14 protein-coding genes are annotated in these 14,931 nt (G+C 67.3%); 3 read left to right on the top strand and 11 right to left on the bottom strand.

The window, feature by feature from the left end:
- The first annotated feature begins 6 nt into the window (after nucleotides 1–6).
- Nucleotides 7–654 (top strand): DUF998 domain-containing protein, encoded by a 648-nt coding sequence (locus JOF48_RS02105; RefSeq protein ID WP_209676863.1) that lies wholly within the window; start codon nucleotides 7–9, stop codon nucleotides 652–654.
- Between the two features lie 20 nt (nucleotides 655–674).
- Here JOF48_RS02105 and JOF48_RS02100 read toward each other — a convergent pair whose 3' ends face one another.
- The 6 genes from JOF48_RS02100 to JOF48_RS02075 all read right to left on the bottom strand — a co-directional run bounded on the left by JOF48_RS02100 (nucleotide 675) and on the right by JOF48_RS02075 (nucleotide 7,093).
- Nucleotides 675–1,076, bottom strand: a complete 402-nt coding sequence (locus JOF48_RS02100; protein ID WP_209676862.1) for a hypothetical protein — start codon at nucleotides 1,074–1,076, stop codon at nucleotides 675–677.
- Nucleotides 1,077–1,224: 148 nt separating this feature from the next.
- Entirely contained in the window at nucleotides 1,225–2,937 is a 1,713-nt protein-coding gene (locus JOF48_RS02095; protein ID WP_209676860.1) for an MDR family MFS transporter, read from the bottom strand.
- Nucleotides 2,934–3,611 carry a TetR/AcrR family transcriptional regulator gene (locus JOF48_RS02090; RefSeq protein WP_342591128.1) on the bottom strand — a complete coding sequence of 226 codons (678 nt, stop codon included), beginning with the start codon at nucleotides 3,609–3,611 and terminating at the stop codon, nucleotides 2,934–2,936. The genes JOF48_RS02095 and JOF48_RS02090 overlap by 4 nt, the downstream gene beginning before the upstream one ends.
- 609 nt (nucleotides 3,612–4,220) lie before the next feature.
- Nucleotides 4,221–5,651: a class II fumarate hydratase gene (locus JOF48_RS02085; protein ID WP_209676858.1), complete on the bottom strand. Its 1,431-nt coding sequence runs from the start codon at nucleotides 5,649–5,651 to the stop codon at nucleotides 4,221–4,223.
- A gap of 159 nt (nucleotides 5,652–5,810) precedes the next feature.
- Nucleotides 5,811–6,473, bottom strand: coding sequence for a carbonic anhydrase (locus tag JOF48_RS02080; protein WP_281067952.1), 663 nt, complete (start codon nucleotides 6,471–6,473; stop codon nucleotides 5,811–5,813).
- Entirely contained in the window at nucleotides 6,473–7,093 is a 621-nt protein-coding gene (locus JOF48_RS02075) for a DUF4245 domain-containing protein (RefSeq protein WP_209676856.1), read from the bottom strand. Before JOF48_RS02075 ends, JOF48_RS02080 begins: the two co-directional genes overlap by 1 nt.
- 177 nt (nucleotides 7,094–7,270) lie before the next feature.
- Here JOF48_RS02075 and glpX point away from each other — a divergent pair, with 177 nt between their 5' ends.
- The gene (glpX, locus tag JOF48_RS02070) at nucleotides 7,271–8,305 is read left to right on the top strand and encodes a class II fructose-bisphosphatase (protein ID WP_209676854.1); all 1,035 of its coding nucleotides are present in this window, start codon (nucleotides 7,271–7,273) and stop codon (nucleotides 8,303–8,305) included.
- 171 nt (nucleotides 8,306–8,476) lie between these two features.
- On the opposite strand, the gene JOF48_RS02065 is transcribed toward glpX, so the two are convergent.
- The 5 genes from JOF48_RS02065 to JOF48_RS02045 form a co-directional block, all read right to left on the bottom strand.
- Nucleotides 8,477–9,469, bottom strand: a complete 993-nt coding sequence (locus JOF48_RS02065) for a lipid II:glycine glycyltransferase FemX (protein ID WP_209676852.1) — start codon at nucleotides 9,467–9,469, stop codon at nucleotides 8,477–8,479.
- Nucleotides 9,466–10,725 (bottom strand): mannose-6-phosphate isomerase, class I, encoded by a 1,260-nt coding sequence (gene manA, locus JOF48_RS02060; RefSeq protein WP_209676850.1) that lies wholly within the window; start codon nucleotides 10,723–10,725, stop codon nucleotides 9,466–9,468. The genes JOF48_RS02065 and manA overlap by 4 nt, the downstream gene beginning before the upstream one ends.
- A gap of 121 nt (nucleotides 10,726–10,846) precedes the next feature.
- Nucleotides 10,847–12,445: an LCP family protein gene (locus JOF48_RS02055; RefSeq protein ID WP_209676848.1), complete on the bottom strand. Its 1,599-nt coding sequence runs from the start codon at nucleotides 12,443–12,445 to the stop codon at nucleotides 10,847–10,849.
- A gap of 10 nt (nucleotides 12,446–12,455) precedes the next feature.
- Nucleotides 12,456–12,983, bottom strand: a complete 528-nt coding sequence (gene purE, locus JOF48_RS02050) for a 5-(carboxyamino)imidazole ribonucleotide mutase (RefSeq protein ID WP_209684024.1) — start codon at nucleotides 12,981–12,983, stop codon at nucleotides 12,456–12,458.
- 45 nt (nucleotides 12,984–13,028) lie between these two features.
- Nucleotides 13,029–14,183 carry a 5-(carboxyamino)imidazole ribonucleotide synthase gene (locus tag JOF48_RS02045; RefSeq protein WP_209676846.1) on the bottom strand — a complete coding sequence of 385 codons (1,155 nt, stop codon included), beginning with the start codon at nucleotides 14,181–14,183 and terminating at the stop codon, nucleotides 13,029–13,031.
- A 218-nt stretch (nucleotides 14,184–14,401) separates the two neighbouring features.
- On the opposite strand from JOF48_RS02045, the gene JOF48_RS02040 reads away from it, so the two are divergent.
- Nucleotides 14,402–14,914, top strand: a complete 513-nt coding sequence (locus JOF48_RS02040) for a GtrA family protein (protein WP_245346367.1) — start codon at nucleotides 14,402–14,404, stop codon at nucleotides 14,912–14,914.
- The last annotated feature ends 17 nt before the right edge of the window (nucleotides 14,915–14,931 follow it).

The raw sequence follows: 14,931 nt of genomic DNA, 5'->3' as shown, positions 1-14,931 counted from the left end.
CCACCCTTGGACAACAAACAACGCATTGGCTTGGGTGCTGGTGCCGCTGCCGGGCCCGCGTTCATCGGATCGTTCACGCTGCAGGGAGCCTTCCGAAAAGGTTATGACTGGCAAAAACATCCCGTCAGCTCGCTGTCCCTGGGCCCCGGCGGCTGGGTGCAAAAGACCAACTTTCTGGCCGCCGGTGCCCTGTTCGCTGCGTACGCGGCGGGCCTGGCACGCAGCAAGGATATCCCGCGGGCCCATACCTGGCTCATGGGCGGCACGGCTGCCGGGCTCATTGCCGCAGGGATCTGCAACGGCCAGCCAGGGGGCGGATTCCCGGCCGGCACGCCCGATCTGCCCGAAGAAATGACCGGCACCGGCATGGTCCACAACGTGGGTGCCTCGTCCGCGTTCCTGCTGGTTCCCGTCTCCGCGCTCATCCACGCGGTCACGGACGTCCGCAGCGGGCGACGGGGCTGGGCGCTTTACGATGTGGCCTCAGCACTCGGCACGGTTGCCTCGGTGGTGGCTGCCGGCGCCGCGATTGGCAGGCAGGACAATCCCAAGGCCCGCGGTGGGCTGCTGCAGCGTGCGGCCATCACGGCCGGCATGGGCTGGATCTCCGTCACGGCCCTGCGCCGACTGCGCCCGGTGGAGCCGCGGGCCTGAAGCAGGGCTGACGGGCCGGGCTAGCCGAGGCGTGCGCTTGGCTGGACCGGGCCCTGCACCAGTGGCCGTGCCTGCCTGCGCTGCTGCACCCGGCTGAGCACAAGGTTGCCGGCGCAAATCACCACCGACGTGAGGGTTCCGGCGAAACTGCCCAGCATGGCGCCGCCAACAATGATCAGTCCCCGCAGGTCCAGGCCGCTGCCGCCGGCGAAATACGCGTCATAAGGCGGCGGAAACAGCGTCATCGCCGCGGCGCCGGCCGCCCAGCCCAAGGCAACCGCTGCCACCGGTCCGAGAAAGAAGAACCACGGCATCCGTCGTTCCGGTCTCCGCAGGCACCACCCTCCAGCCACCGACACCCCCGCAATGGGCAGCAGCACCAGCACCGAGCCCACCAGTATTTCGGTTGTGTCATAATCCATGTTCCCCGACGCTACCGCACCCATCGGCCGGATGCTCACGCGGGACCGGTTTGCAGCACCCCGGCACGAGGCGGGACATGCACAAAAGGCGCGTGCCGCCGTCGTACTTGGAGAAGTACGGCGGCGGCACGCGCCTTTTCAGCGGACCTTACGGTTTGTCCAGGGTGTCCCCGGGCTCATCCTTGGTCAGCAGGAGCGTGTCCGTGCCTTCGCTGTCATTGCCGGTGGCGGACTCGGCCTTTGCATCGCCGGACGCACCCGACTTGGCGGCCGTGCGCTCCGCTTCGAGGCGCAGGGCCTCCTCTCCGCCGATGGCCTCGCCACGGGCGACCATGCCGGCGGTGTCCGAGAGCGGGATGACCTTCATGAAGATGGCCAGCACCAAGGCGATGGCCATGAACGGGATCAGGTACCAGAACACGGGGGCCAGGGAGTCGGCGTAGGCGTTGATGATGCCGTCCTTGATGGCCGGGGGCAGCTGGGCCATGGCCTGCGGGTCGAGCGTGGCCATGGAGCTGCCGGCCTGCTCGGGGCTGGCTCCGGCCTCCGTGAAGACCTTGGTCAGCGACTCGGCCAGGCGGGTGGTGAACATGGCGCCGAACACGGCCACGCCCAGGGCTGAACCGACCTCGCGGAAGTAGTTGTTCGTGCTGGTCGCGGTGCCGAGCTGGTTCGCGGGGACGGAGTTCTGCACCACGATGACCACGATCTGCATGATCAGGCCCAGGCCGGCGCCGAACACGAACAGCTGGGCGCAGATGACCCAGATGGGGGTTTCGGCGGACAGGGTGGTCATCCACAACATGGCGATGATGGTCAGCACGGAACCGGCGATCGGGAACGCCTTGTACTTGCCGGTCTTGGTCATGCGGATGCCTGACCAGATGGAGGTGCCCATCAGGCCCACCATCATGGGCAGCATGAGCAGGCCGGACTCGGCGGCGGAGGTGCCGGAGGACATCTGCAGGAACGTGGGGACGAACGCCAGGGCGGCGAACATGCCCATGCCCAGGACGAAGCCAATGGCGGTGGAGTTCAGGAAGATCGGGTTCTTGAACAGGGACAGCGGGATGATCGGGTCCTCGGCGCGTGCCTCGGTGAAGATGAACAGCGCGATGGCGGCGATCATGCCCGCGCCCCAGGCCCAGGTGGTCAGGGAGGTCCAACCGTCGGTCTTGCCGCCGAAGTCGGTGAAGAAGATCAGGCAGGTGGTGGCGATGGACAGGAACACCACACCCATGATGTCGATCTTCTGTTCGACTTTCTTGGTCGGCAGGGTCAGGGTGAAGAACGCGATCACGAACGCAATGATGCCGATCGGGATGTTGATGTAGAAGGCCCATTCCCACGTCAGGTGGTCCACGAAGTAGCCGCCCAGCAGCGGGCCGGCAACGGCGGAGAGGCCAAAGATGGCGCCCAGCGGGCCCATGTACTTGCCGCGCTCGTTGGCGGGGACGATGTCGGCGATGATGGCCTGCGAAAGGATCATCAAGCCGCCGCCACCCAGGCCCTGGATGGCGCGGAAGATCACGAAGCCCCAGAAGTCGGTGGCAAAGGCGCAGCCGATGGAGGCGAGCGTGAAGATGGCAATGGCGGCCAGGAACAGGTTCCGGCGGCCCAGGATGTCACCAAACTTGCCGTAGACGGGCATCACGATGGTCACGGCCAGCAGGTAGGCGGTGGTGATCCAGGTCTGGTGCTCCACGCCGCCGAGCTTGCCCACGATGGTGGGCATGGCGGTGGAGACAATGGTCTGGTCGAGGCTCGAGAGCATCATTCCGGCGATCAGCGCGGAGAAGATGATCCAGATCCTCTTTTGGGTCAGCAGGAGCGGTTCGCCTGCCTTGAGTGCAGTACTCATGGAGTCCCTTCAAAGGTCAAGTGGGAAAAGTTGAAAAGTTTTTGGGTGTTGAGCAGGTTGGCTGCCAGCAGTTCTTCGTAGGGCTTGGTGTTCCCGTCGGAGAAGAACACCTGGCTGGCGCGGTGGGAGCACATGCCGAACGCGGCGGCGGCCATGATCGCCAGGGGATCGTCCGGCGGGAGCTGCTCGCGCTGGGCGATCAGCTCCGTGAACTCCAGCTCGCGGACATGGGCGCTGCCGATCACCTTCATCATGAGCTGCGGTTCTTTTTTCATGGCGGCCATGAGCTGGTTGATGTGGGCGCGGGTGAGGTTGAGCTCATCCAGCATGGCGCAGGTGAGGCGGAACAGATCCTGCAGCAGCGTGGTGCTCAGGCCGTGGGGTCCGCGTTCGACGCCGGGTTTCTGCGGGCCGCCGTCGAGGAACGCCGCGGTTGCCTCAGCCGGGAACTCATCCAGAAGGTGGCCGATGATGGCGTCTTCCTTGGATGGGAAGTAGTTGAAGAACGTCCGGCGGGAGATGCCGACGTGTTCACAAAGCTGCTCGACCGTGAACCCGCTCAGGCCGTGTTGGGCGGTGAAGGCCCTCGCGGCAGCCGTGATGGCGGAGCGGGTGGCCTCACGCTTGCGGGCGCGCAGGCTGGGGGCCTGGCAGGATTTTGCACTTTCAGTCACAAAGTAAAAGTTTGCACTATTAATCAAAAAGTGCAAAATCCACGATTGGTGACGTTGCCCACGCCAGTCCTTGGGTGCCGCCGAGGTAGTGGTTAGGATCGGATGCCGGTCCACCGGCGGCGATTCCCGACAACCACCTCCGGACGCTCTCCGGGCTGCTGGCTCTCGGCGAAAGGCGCAAACCAGGTGCCCGGCGGGCCCGGGCGGACATGCAGCTTGGCGCGACCGGGCGGACGTGCAGCTTGGCGAGCCTGGGCGGACGGCGGCCCGGCCCCATATGCAGGAGCGCGGGAGCCCGTTAAAGTACGACGACCCCTCGGCCCCATGAAGCACGATGGCCGGAGCCCGTTAAAGTACGACGACCCCTCGGCCCTGAAGCACGATGGCCGGAGCCCGTTAAAGCACGATGGCGGGAGTCCGCCTCTCGTGAAAAAGGTGGCTTCCCGCCAGTTCGCTGCCTTCCACTGCCAGTTCCCCACAGAGGGTCGCTTGGCAGCCCGCTGAGGGCAGCTTGGAGCTACCCGCTGACGACGTGGCAAGCGTGCGAGAGCATAGTAAATTTACTACGCCCTCGCACGCTTGCCACGTCCTCGGCGGAGGAGTTGGTCCCTACTTGGGTGCGACCGTCATGGCCAGCACGTCCAAGCCCTTGTCCAGCTGCTCCAGCGTGATTTCGCCGCGGTCCACGAAGCCCAGCGCGAGGACGGCTTCACGGATGGTCAAGCCCTCGGCGATGGCGTGCTTGGCGATCTTGGAGCCGTTCTCGTAGCCGATGTACTTGTTCAGCGGCGTCACAATGGACGGCGATGCCTCGGCCAGGAAGCGGGCGCGCTCCACGTTGGCGGTGAGGCCGTCGATCATCTTGTCGGCCATGACACGCGAGGTGTTGGTCAGCAGGCGGATGGACTGCAGCAGGTTCGAGGCCATGACCGGGATGCCCACGTTCAGCTCAAATGCGCCGTTGGTGGAGGACAGTGCGATCGTGGTGTCGTTGCCGATGACCTGTGCGGCAACCATGATGGCGGCCTCGGAGATGACCGGGTTGACCTTGCCGGGCATGATCGAGGAGCCGGGCTGCAGGTCGGGGATGTTGATCTCGCCCAGGCCGGTGTTGGGGCCGGAGCCGAGCCAGCGCAGGTCGTTGTTGATCTTCATGATCGAGTACGCGATGGTGCGCAGCTGGCCGGAGGCTTCGATGAGGCCGTCGCGGTTGGCCTGGGCCTCGAAGTGGTTGCGGGCCTCGGTCAGGGGCAGGCCGGTGTCCTCGGCGAGCAGGGCGATGACGCGCTGCGGGAAGCCGGCCGGAGTGTTGATGCCGGTGCCGACGGCGGTGCCGCCCAGGGGGACCTCTGCCACGCGGGCAATGGAGGATTCGACGCGCTCGATGCCGTAGCGGATCTGGGCTGCGTAGCCGCCGAATTCCTGGCCGAGCGTGACCGGGGTGGCATCCATCAGGTGGGTGCGGCCGGACTTCACGACGGTGGCGAATTCGGCTTCCTTGCGCTCCAGCGACTCGGCCAGGTGCGCCAGTGCCGGGATCAGGTCGTTGATCAGGGCGGAGGTGGCGGCCACGTGGACGGACGTGGGGAAGACGTCGTTGGAGGACTGCGAGGCGTTGACGTGGTCGTTCGGGTGGACCACCTTGTCGGAGCCGGCGGCAACGAGCGCGCGGTTCGCCAGCGTCGCCAGGACCTCGTTCATGTTCATGTTCGACGACGTGCCGGAACCGGTCTGGAACACGTCGATCGGGAAGTCGCCGTCAAAGTTGCCTGCGGCGACCTGGTCGGCGGCGCCCTCGATCGCGCGGGCCAGCTCAGCGTCGAGCACACCCAGTTCGGCGTTCGTGGTGGCGGCGGCCTTCTTGATGCGCGCCAGTGCTGCGATGTGGGCCGTCTCCAGGGTCATGCCGGAAATCGGGAAGTTCTCCACGGCGCGCTGGGTCTGTGCGCTGTACAGGGCGTTGGCCGGAACCCGGACCTCGCCCATCGTGTCATGTTCAATACGGAATTCTTGTGCGGTGCCCGCGGCAGTATCAGTCATGCTTCCACCATATCGCCGCCGCGCCCCGAGCCGAAAACCATGCGGAGCGCTTTTGCGCGGCCGGCCACCTTAAAAAGCCGGGCACGACGGCGGAACCTGGGTTCCGCCGTCGTGCCCGGAAACGCTGCTGCCCGCCTTGGGCAGGGCACGCGGGGTGGTTCAGGCGCCGATGTGGCCGTTGCTGTAGACGAGGTCGGCGGTGCCGTCCGTGAGGCGGTAGGTCAGGCCCACCACGGCGGTGCGCTGGCGGGCCACGGCGCTGGCGATGATGGGGGAGTTTTCCACGAGGCGGGCGGCCGTCTGCTTGACGTGCTCCTCCACCATTTCGTTGACGGTGCTCTTCTTGTCCTTGCGGAGGGAGGCGAGGACCGAAGGGGTGATGCGTTCGACGAGGTCGCGGACGAAGCCGGCGGGCATTTTGCCGGTGTCGACGGCGCCCTTGGTGGCCGTGACGGCGCCGCAGGAGTCGTGGCCCAGGACCACGATGAGCGGCACGTCCAGGTACTCCACGCCGTATTCGAGGGAGCCGAGGGCCGTGTTGTCCACGACGTGTCCGGCGGTGCGGACCACGAAGGCGTCGCCCAGGCCCAGGTCGAAGATGATTTCCGCGGCCAGCCGTGAGTCGGAGCAGCCGAAGATCTGCACGAACGGGTGCTGGGTGGACAGCAGGGAGGCGCGGCGGGCGGCGTCCTGGTTCGGGTGGTTGGACGTGCCTGCCACAAACCTGGCGTTGCCGGCCATCAACGTGGCCCAAGCTTCCGCAGGCGTCTGCGGGTGCTCCGTGACGGCATTGATGTTGCCGTCTTCTCCTCCACCGCTCATTATTTGCTCTCCTTGCTTGTCGGGTTGGCTGTTGCCGCGTATTCATCGAGCAGCGCGGTTGCTCCGGCGGCCAGGATGTCAAAGTCCTTGAAGTCGGCCGCACCAGTCAAAACAATAGTCGTCTCGGCGCTGGTGAACACCAGCGACCGTTCGCCCTTGGGGTTGTCGCGCAGCTCCCAGTCGTGTCCGTCGATGGTGCGCGTGCCCGTCACGGGCGCCTGCTGGGCTTGTGCCGCAATCCAGGTGGGGTTCGCCGTGACGGATTCGCGCAGCGCAATGAACGTGTCATCTGCCGTCACATAACCCACATCCCAGTACGCCACGCCGTCGGTGCCGGGCGGGTTCCAACGCGCATAGTTGGCGCTCCAGCCTTCGGGCAGCACGGGGGCCACCGGGAGGAAGCCGGCCGTGTCGGCGGCGTGCCCGGCAACCGTCGCCACGTCCACCTCGGTGCGGTAGGCGCCGGCCTTGGGCTCCGGGTTAAGCCACACAATGGTCAGCACAATGGCCACGGTGGAGAACATGGCCAGCAGCATGCCGATGACCGACGCATTGGCTCGCTTGGCCGCGCCGGCGGCAATGACGGGCTTGACAGCAGGGGTGGGGTTAGAGTCACTCACCCCTCCATCTTCCCAGATTTGCCGGCCCCGTCTTTCCGCCTGGCGGCGATGGTGGCGCAGCTCACCCCGAAGGTTGGGCGGCTGTCGCCTATCATTGGGAGGTAGGCAAAAATACGTCAGTGGTGCGCACCGGAGCGTGCCGTAAAACTGCGCCTACCTGAACAATGGGGTTTACACGTGGCTGAAAAAGCACAACTTGACTACTCGCAATTGTCCCGGTCGCTGGCCGTTGGAGACGACGAGCCGGACCGCAACCTGGCCCTTGAACTGGTGCGGGTCACCGAGGCTGCCGCCATTGCCGGCGGGCACTGGGTGGGCTTTGGCGAGAAGAACCTGGCCGACGGCGCCGCCGTGGATGCCATGCGCTCCCTCCTTTCCACGGTCCACTTCAACGGTGTCGTGGTCATTGGCGAAGGGGAGAAGGATGAAGCCCCGATGCTGTTCAACGGCGAGGTGGTGGGCGACGGCTCCGGCCCTGAATGCGATGTGGCCGTGGACCCGATTGACGGCACCCGCCTGACCGCGATGGGCATCAACAACGCCCTGGCCGTGCTGGCCGTGGCCGAACGCGGCACCATGTTCGACCCCTCCGCCGTGTTCTACATGGAGAAGCTGGTCACAGGTCCCGAAGCCGCCGACATGGTGGACCTGCGCCTGCCCGTGAAGCAGAACCTGCACCTGATCGCCAAGGCCAAGGGCGTAAAGATCAACCAGCTCACCGTCATGGTCCTGGACCGCGACCGCCACCAGCCGCTGATCCAGGAAATCCGCGACGCCGGCGCCCGCACCAAGATCATCCTCGACGGCGACGTGGCCGGAGCCATTGCGGCCGTCCGCCCCGGCACCGGCGTCGACGCGCTCATGGGCGTGGGCGGCACGCCGGAGGGAATCGTGGCGGCCTGCGCCATCAAGACCCTCGGCGGCGTCATCCAGGGCCGACTCTGGCCCACGGACGACGACGAAAAGCAGAAGGCCATCGATGCCGGGCACGACCTCAGCCGGGTGCTCTCCACCAACGACCTCGTCACGAGCGACAACTGCTACTTCGCCGCCACCGGCATCACCGACGGCGACCTCCTCAAGGGCGTGCGCTACGACAAGGGCCGCGTCCTGACGCAGTCCATCGTCATGCGCTCCAAGTCCGGCACCATCCGCTTCGTCGAGGGCGAGCACCAGGCCCACAAGTGGGAGACCTACGCCCGGCGCTCCTGACCCCGGCCCGCAGCCTCCCGCCCCACCCGACGCCATCGCAGCAATGGCTGGTTTATTCGCAACGCCATCGCACTCGGTGCGATGGCGTTGGCCGAAAAGCCGCCATTGCTGCGATGGCGTTTGGGGTTGAAGCGGAGAGGAAGGTGCCACGCAGAAGCGCGGTGCCGGAAGCTACGGCCTGGCCAGCTTCCCGCGGACACCGGCGGCAGCGGTGCGGGCCGTTTTCAGTGTGCCGCGGAGCAGGGTCCGGGCCTTCCTGCTGGCACCGTAGGCGTTGTACATGAGCGTGTTGACCGGCAGGTCCCAGGTGCCCGGGTACTCCACCTCAAAGCCCCCGAAGGAGCGTTTGAAGCGGGAGAAGCCGGCCCAGGGATGCTCGGGCTCGTCCTCGGGGCTGACGCCCCACATGTCGAACTCGGCGATTCCTGCGGCCTTGGCATCCAGCATCATGGTCACCAGCAGCGGGATGCCGGCGCTTAGCTTGCGGTGGGCGTCGTCGGCGGCGGCATGGGCGTAGACGCGGGTGTCCGCAGTGTCGTACGACAGGGCGGCGGCAATGGGTTCCCCGTCCAGGCGGGCGATGAACAGCTTGGCGGCTCCCTCGGGCATGAGGACCTCGGCGGCCCGGGTCAGGTAGTTGTTGGACTGGGCCGTGAACTCGGCACGCCCGGCCACCTTTTCCAGGAAGCCCAGCAGGACGGGCAGGTCCGCCGGGTCGGTGGAGATGTCAAAGGTGACACCCTTTTTATGGATGTTCCGGAACAGGTTCCGGCTGGTGCTGCGCATGCCCTTCAACAGCGACGCCTCGTCCTGTGTCAGGTCGACCTTCCAGCTCAGATGCGGCTGGATGTCCTTGGGCGCCCTGACCAGGCCCCGGGCGGAGAGCACGCGTGCCGCGTCGGCGCCGAGCCCCGCGGAGACTGGTTCCACGCGCACGTAGGCGGCCTTCTTTGCCCGGGCCAGCGCGGTCAGTGCGGCAAGGGCCTCGACCAGCGCAGATTCACTGGCGGCAACAGGACCATACGGCGTGTACAGGTACCGGCCCAGGGGCGTCTTTTCCTCGATGGCCACAAAATTCCAGCCGGGGCCGGACTGCTCGTGGACGATCTTGCCCAGCCGCCGCTGGAAGCGGGCCCAGACGGGTGTCTGCAAAATGGTGCTCACTGCTCAAAGGCTCCACAGGTGATGGCGAACACCACGGAGGTTTCACCGGCGGCATCGGCGTGCGGGTGGACCATGACGGGGTTTTCGGCGGCCGGGACAAACGCCGATCCGCCGCGGCCCAGCTGCAGGTCGCCGCGGGGCGAGTCGAGCAGCACGGAACCGGAGACGGCCAGCACCACCAGGGGGCCGTTCTGCACCAGCGGGACAGGTTCGCCGTCGGCGGGGAGCTCGATACGCTGCAGGGCGAACTCGGCAAACGGCGGCTCCCACACCTTCTGGCCCAGTTCGGTGACGCGGGTGGGAACGACCGGCACCTCGGTCGGCGCAAAGTCGACGGTCTCCAGCAGCTCCGGGATGTCCACGTGCTTGCCCGTGAGCCCGCCGCGCATCACGTTGTCCGAGGACGCCATGACCTCAAGGCCCAGCCCGTGCAGGTAGGCGTGGATGTTGCCGGCGGGCAGGTAGATGGCGTCGCCGGGGGACAGCGACACCCGGTTCAGCAGCAGGGAAACCAGCACGCCGGGGTCGCCGGGATACTGCCTGGCCAGTTCAATGACGGTGAGCAGGGCGGGCGGCAGCTCCGTGCCGGCGGCGGCCTGCGCCTCAAGGGCGGGCGCGGCCAGCTCCACCAGTGCGGTGGTTTCCGCCCCGCCGCCCAGCAGGGTTTCAAAGGCCCGGCGGACCACCATGGGTGCGGCCATGCGGGAGTTCAGGGCCATCTCCACCGTGCCCAGCAGCTGCGGAACCCCGGCCCCCGACTCAGCAATGGCGGACCCCACGGCGCGGAACAGTTCCGCGGCCTCGGCGCAGGGGCGGAAACCGCACAACGCCTCGAACGGGGTCAGGGCCAGGATCATTTCCGGCTTGTGGTTCTCGTCCTTGTAGTTGCGGTCCGCCGCCGTGCGCGGGACCCCGGCTGCCTCTTCGTCGGCGAAGCGTTCCCGGGCGCGTTCCTGCGTGGGGTGGACCTGGAGCGACAATGCGGTCTCGGCGGCCAGCAGCTTCGCCAGGAAGGGCAGCCGCGGCCCGAAGGCGGTGTGCACCTCGGTGCCGAGCGTCGCGTCCGGGTGCTCGGCAATCAGCCGGTCCAGGGGGACGGGGCCGTCCGGGGTGGCTGCGACGGACGGTGAGTCCGGGTGCCCGCCCATCCACAGCTCGGCCTCGGGCCCGCCGCTGGGGGTGGTGCCCAGCAGGTCCGCTATGGCCGTGGCGGACCCCCACGCGTAGTCGCGGGTGACATTGCTCAGTGCAAACATTGAAAAAGTTCCTTACTGGTTCACGTGAAACGGCTGGAGCGGGCAGGCGGCGGACGCCGGAGCGCACCAGCCGGACAATTCTGCTCCGGCATCCCTCAGCCGTGGCCCCGGCCGGATGCTTCTAGCCGGGTGAGCAGGTGCCGTTGTTGGCAAGCAGTGCGGACAGCGTCGCGTCGTCACCGTTGATGGCCAATTGTTGCAGGTATTCCGCCGTGATGTCGGCCGACGGCGCGGCTGGCGCGGCTGGCGCTTCCGGCGCCGGTGCCTCGGGTGCCGGGGTGTCGGCCGGAGCTTCCGCAGATCCGGACCCCGGCTCGGGGGCCGGCGCGGGATCGGCCGGCGGGGCAGGGTTCAGCAGTTCCTGCACGCGCTGGTGGATCACGGCAAAGTCGGGGTAGGTGGGCATGTCCTGCGGGAAGTCAGGCGGCCCAATGGTCAACCGGGCCAGGTCGTGGGACTTGGCCTTCAATGCCAGGGAGGCGAAGCTGCCCAGCTGCCCCGCGGGCAGGTCCGATTCCATGACCTGGGAGCCGGCGGCCACGATCCCGTTGAACTTCGTCAGCACGGTGGCAGGGTCCATCTGGGCCATGATGGCGGCCTGGATGCATTGCTGGCGCTGGCTGCGGGCGTAGTCGTTGACCCACTGTCGCGAGCGGGCGTACCAGAGGGCATGGTATCCGTTCAGGGTCTGTTCGCCGGGGGAAATCCACCCCGTCGGCGGCAGGTGCTGGCCGTTGCCGTAGACGTCGTCGCCGCTGATGGGCACCCAGCCGCCCACGTTGACCTTGACCCCGCCGAGGGCGTCAATCAGGGAGGAGAAGCCTGCCATGTCGACGAGCACGTAGCCCTGGATGGTCAGTCCGAGCACGCCTCCCGCGGCATCCATCATGGCTGCCGCGCCCGGGTCGGCGTCGTTGGGGTAGAGCGCGGGGTGGTTGTTGGTCACGTCCGTGTACAGGGCGTTGATGATGCAGCTGTCGCCGCAGTTGAATCCCTCGGGGTACACGCCCCACAGGGGAGAATTGGGGGAGAACTGGGCATTCTGCAAGTTGCGGGGGATGCTGATGGTGGCCGCCTGGCCGGTCTTGGCATCCACGCTGACCACGATGATCGAGTCCGGCCGCCGCCCCGTGCGGTCCGCCCCGGCGTCGCCGCCCATGACCAGAAAGTTGTAGCGCCCGTCCACCGGCTCCATGTCGGGACCGGACGCGAAGATGGAGTTGATGGCGTTGCGGCCCGAATTGATCATGAACGCGCCGTAGCCCAGGGTGCCGCTGGTGATGACCATGAGCACCACGAGCGCCCCGCCCACCAGCGCGCGCATCCCCGGTGCCAGCAGCGCGGGGCGGATGATCTTCAGCGTGTTCAGGAACATCGCGGCCCAGCCCACCGCAGCCGCGGCCATGGCCACGATGATGGGCAGGGACGTCCAGGGGTTGGTGAACAGGTTCAGCAGCGCCTCCCGGTTCACCACGGCAAGCACGACGGCGCCAATCACCAAGGCCCAGGCCGCGAAGGTAAAGCGCAGGGCCAGCCGGCCAACGCGCTTGTTGCCCGCCACGACCTGCGCCGAGCCCGGCAGCACGAGGGTCAACAGCAGCAGGAACCAGGCGCGCTTGGAACGCACGGGTGCCGACGCCGATTCCGGGTACCGGACCGGGTTCGTCAACACGGGCGGGCGGTTGGACGCCCGGCTCACCTTGGGGCTGCTGAAACTCATGCTGCTGCGATCACGCTCCGGCCGGGGCGGGCCGCGGCACGGCCAGGGGGTAGTTGGCGCCCGCGGCTGCGCGCAGTGCGGCGCCCTTGGCGGAGGCCTGGTCGTTCAGGGACTGGGCAAAGTCCGCCAGCTGCACGGCCAGCGAGGCTGCGAGCTCGTCCGTGCCGGAGGCGAGCATGCGCACGGCCAGCAGGCCGGCATTGCGGGCCCCGCCAATGGAGACGGTGGCCACGGGCACGCCCGCGGGCATCTGCACGATGGAGAGCAGCGAGTCCATGCCGTCCAGGGTTTTCAGCGGCACGGGGACGCCCACCACGGGCAGGGTGGTGACGGAGGCCAGCATGCCCGGCAGGTGCGCGGCGCCGCCGGCCCCGGCGATGATGACGCGGATGCCGCGCGCGGCGGCTTCGGTGCCGTAGGCGATCATCTCTGTGGGCATGCGGTGCGCGGAGACCACGTCGGTCTCAAACGGGATGCCAAACTCGGACAGGGCCGCAGCGGCGGCTTCCATGACAGGCCAGTCGGAGTCGGACCCCATGACAATGCCCACCAGGGGGGTGGTGTTGGTGCTCACAGCTGGTTCCTACTTTCCGTCACGGATGATGTTGGCCACGGTGGTGGCGCGGGAGCGGGCGGAGGCAACTCCGTCGGCCTGGGAAGCGACCAGGTTGACGTGGCCGATCTTGCGGCCGGGGCGCACCGACTTGCCGTAGCTGTGCACCTTCACGGCGGGCTCGGCTGCCAGGGCGGCGGGGTAGGCACTGAACGGGTCCTGGTTGGCGCCGCCAAGGAAGTTCTTCATGACCACGATGTCGCCGAGGGCGTCGGTGGCGCCGAGCGGCAGGTCCAGCACGGCACGCAGGTGCTGCTCGAACTGGCCGGTCACGGCACCGTCCATGGTCCAATGCCCGGTGTTGTGCGGGCGCATCGCCAGCTCGTTGACAAGGAAGCCGGGGGCGCGGCCGGGGGTCTCGAACAGTTCCGCGGCCATGACGCCGGTGACGCCGAGCTCGTCGGCGATCCGCAGGGCGGCGGCTTCGGCGGCGGCCTCAACCTCGGGCGGGATGCCCGGGGCGGGGGCGATGACCTCGTCGCAGACGCCGTCCACCTGGATGGACTCGGCCACGGGCCAGGCGCGGGATTCGCCCGACGGCGTGCGGGCCACCAGGGCGGAGAGCTCGCGGGAGAAGTCCACCATCTCCTCCACCAGCAGCGGGCTCATGGCCTCGAACCAGTCGGCGGCGTCCGCGGCATCGGCGGCGGAGCGCAGCACCTTCACGCCCTTGCCGTCGTAGCCGCCGCGGGGCATCTTCAGCACCACGGGCCAGCCGTTGGCGGCACCGAACGCGGTGATGTCCGCCACGGAGGCGACGGCGGCCCAGGCCGGGTTGGGCAGGCCGAGGCGCTCGATCGCGGCGCGCATCACGAGCTTGTCCTGGGCGTTGACCAGGGCGTCGGGGCGCGGCTGGACGTTGACGCCTTCGGCGATCAGGGCCTGCAGGTGCCCATTCGGGACGTGTTCGTGGTCGAAGGTGAGCACGTCCACGCCGCGGGCAAAGGCACGCAAAGTGTCAAGGTCCAGGTAGTCGCCCACGGGGGCGTGCCGCACAACGGGCACGGCACACACGTCGGGCGATTCAGCCAGGACACGCAATTCAAAACCAAGGGCTACGGCTGCGGGGGCCATCATGCGGGCCAGCTGCCCGCCGCCCACCACACCGATTACAGGAAAAGTCACAGTCCCCAGCGTACCGAATGACGGCCCGCTTCTTGGCTTTTCGGCGGCAGGCAGGCCCACAACGGGCAAATTCGGAGCCGATTGTCAGTGAAGTGTTGGGAAGTTCCCAGCCCCCGGCGGACGCAACAATGAAGGCTGACACTGTTTGGGGACTAGAATTTTTGACAGGAGGCGCCAGCGTGATTCACCGTTCAGCCCCAAAGCCAAACGGAGGACCATTGTTTCAATCGCTCGTGACCCGCTTCAAGGGGCTGGTGGGCCTGTTTTGGCGCGAGGTCGCCAAATTCGGTGTTGTGGGCGGGGTGGCCTTTGTCATTGACTCCGGCATTTTCATCTGGCTGCTCAACGGGCCCATGGGCGCCCACCCCACGCGCGCCAAGATCATTGCAGCAGCCGTGGCCACGGTGTTTTCCTGGCTGGCCAACCGCTACTGGACCTTCCGCAACCGCCGCCAGGCCAACATGCTGCGCGAAGTGACCATGTTCATCATCATGAACGCGATCGGTCTGGGCATCGCTGCCGCATGCGTGTACATCTCGCACTGGGTGCTCGGCTTTGAATCGGCCACGGCCGACTTCGTTGCCGGCTCCGTGGTGGGCCTGGTCCTGGGCACGATCTTCCGCTTCTTCGCCTACCGCTTTTGGGTCTTCACCGACGAGCTCGACACGGACCCGGCCTTTGCCGGGGACCGCGCGCTCATCGAACCTGAGGCACCGCCCGCCCGGCACTGACACCTGGCGCGCGGTTC

Origin of the sequence: Arthrobacter stackebrandtii (assembly GCF_017876675.1) — a bacterium.
Classification (GTDB): domain Bacteria; phylum Actinomycetota; class Actinomycetes; order Actinomycetales; family Micrococcaceae; genus Specibacter; species Specibacter stackebrandtii.
The sequence above is the reverse complement of the archived record's forward strand: the minus strand, read 5'-3'. Positions and strand labels throughout refer to the sequence as shown.

Excerpts from the sequence above, each read along its gene's own strand:
- JOF48_RS02100 (WP_209676862.1), bottom strand. The coding sequence starts at position 1,076 with ATGGATTATGACACAACCGAAATACTGGTGGGCTCGGTGCTGGTGCTG.
- JOF48_RS02095 (WP_209676860.1), bottom strand. The coding sequence starts at position 2,937 with ATGAGTACTGCACTCAAGGCAGGCGAACCGCTCCTGCTGACCCAAAAG.
- JOF48_RS02085 (WP_209676858.1), bottom strand. The coding sequence starts at position 5,651 with ATGACTGATACTGCCGCGGGCACCGCACAAGAATTCCGTATTGAACAT.
- JOF48_RS02080 (WP_281067952.1), bottom strand. The coding sequence starts at position 6,473 with ATGAGCGGTGGAGGAGAAGACGGCAACATCAATGCCGTCACGGAGCAC.
- manA (WP_209676850.1), bottom strand. The coding sequence starts at position 10,725 with ATGTTTGCACTGAGCAATGTCACCCGCGACTACGCGTGGGGGTCCGCC.
- JOF48_RS02055 (WP_209676848.1), bottom strand. The coding sequence starts at position 12,445 with ATGAGTTTCAGCAGCCCCAAGGTGAGCCGGGCGTCCAACCGCCCGCCC.
- purE (WP_209684024.1), bottom strand. The coding sequence starts at position 12,983 with ATGGGGTCCGACTCCGACTGGCCTGTCATGGAAGCCGCCGCTGCGGCC.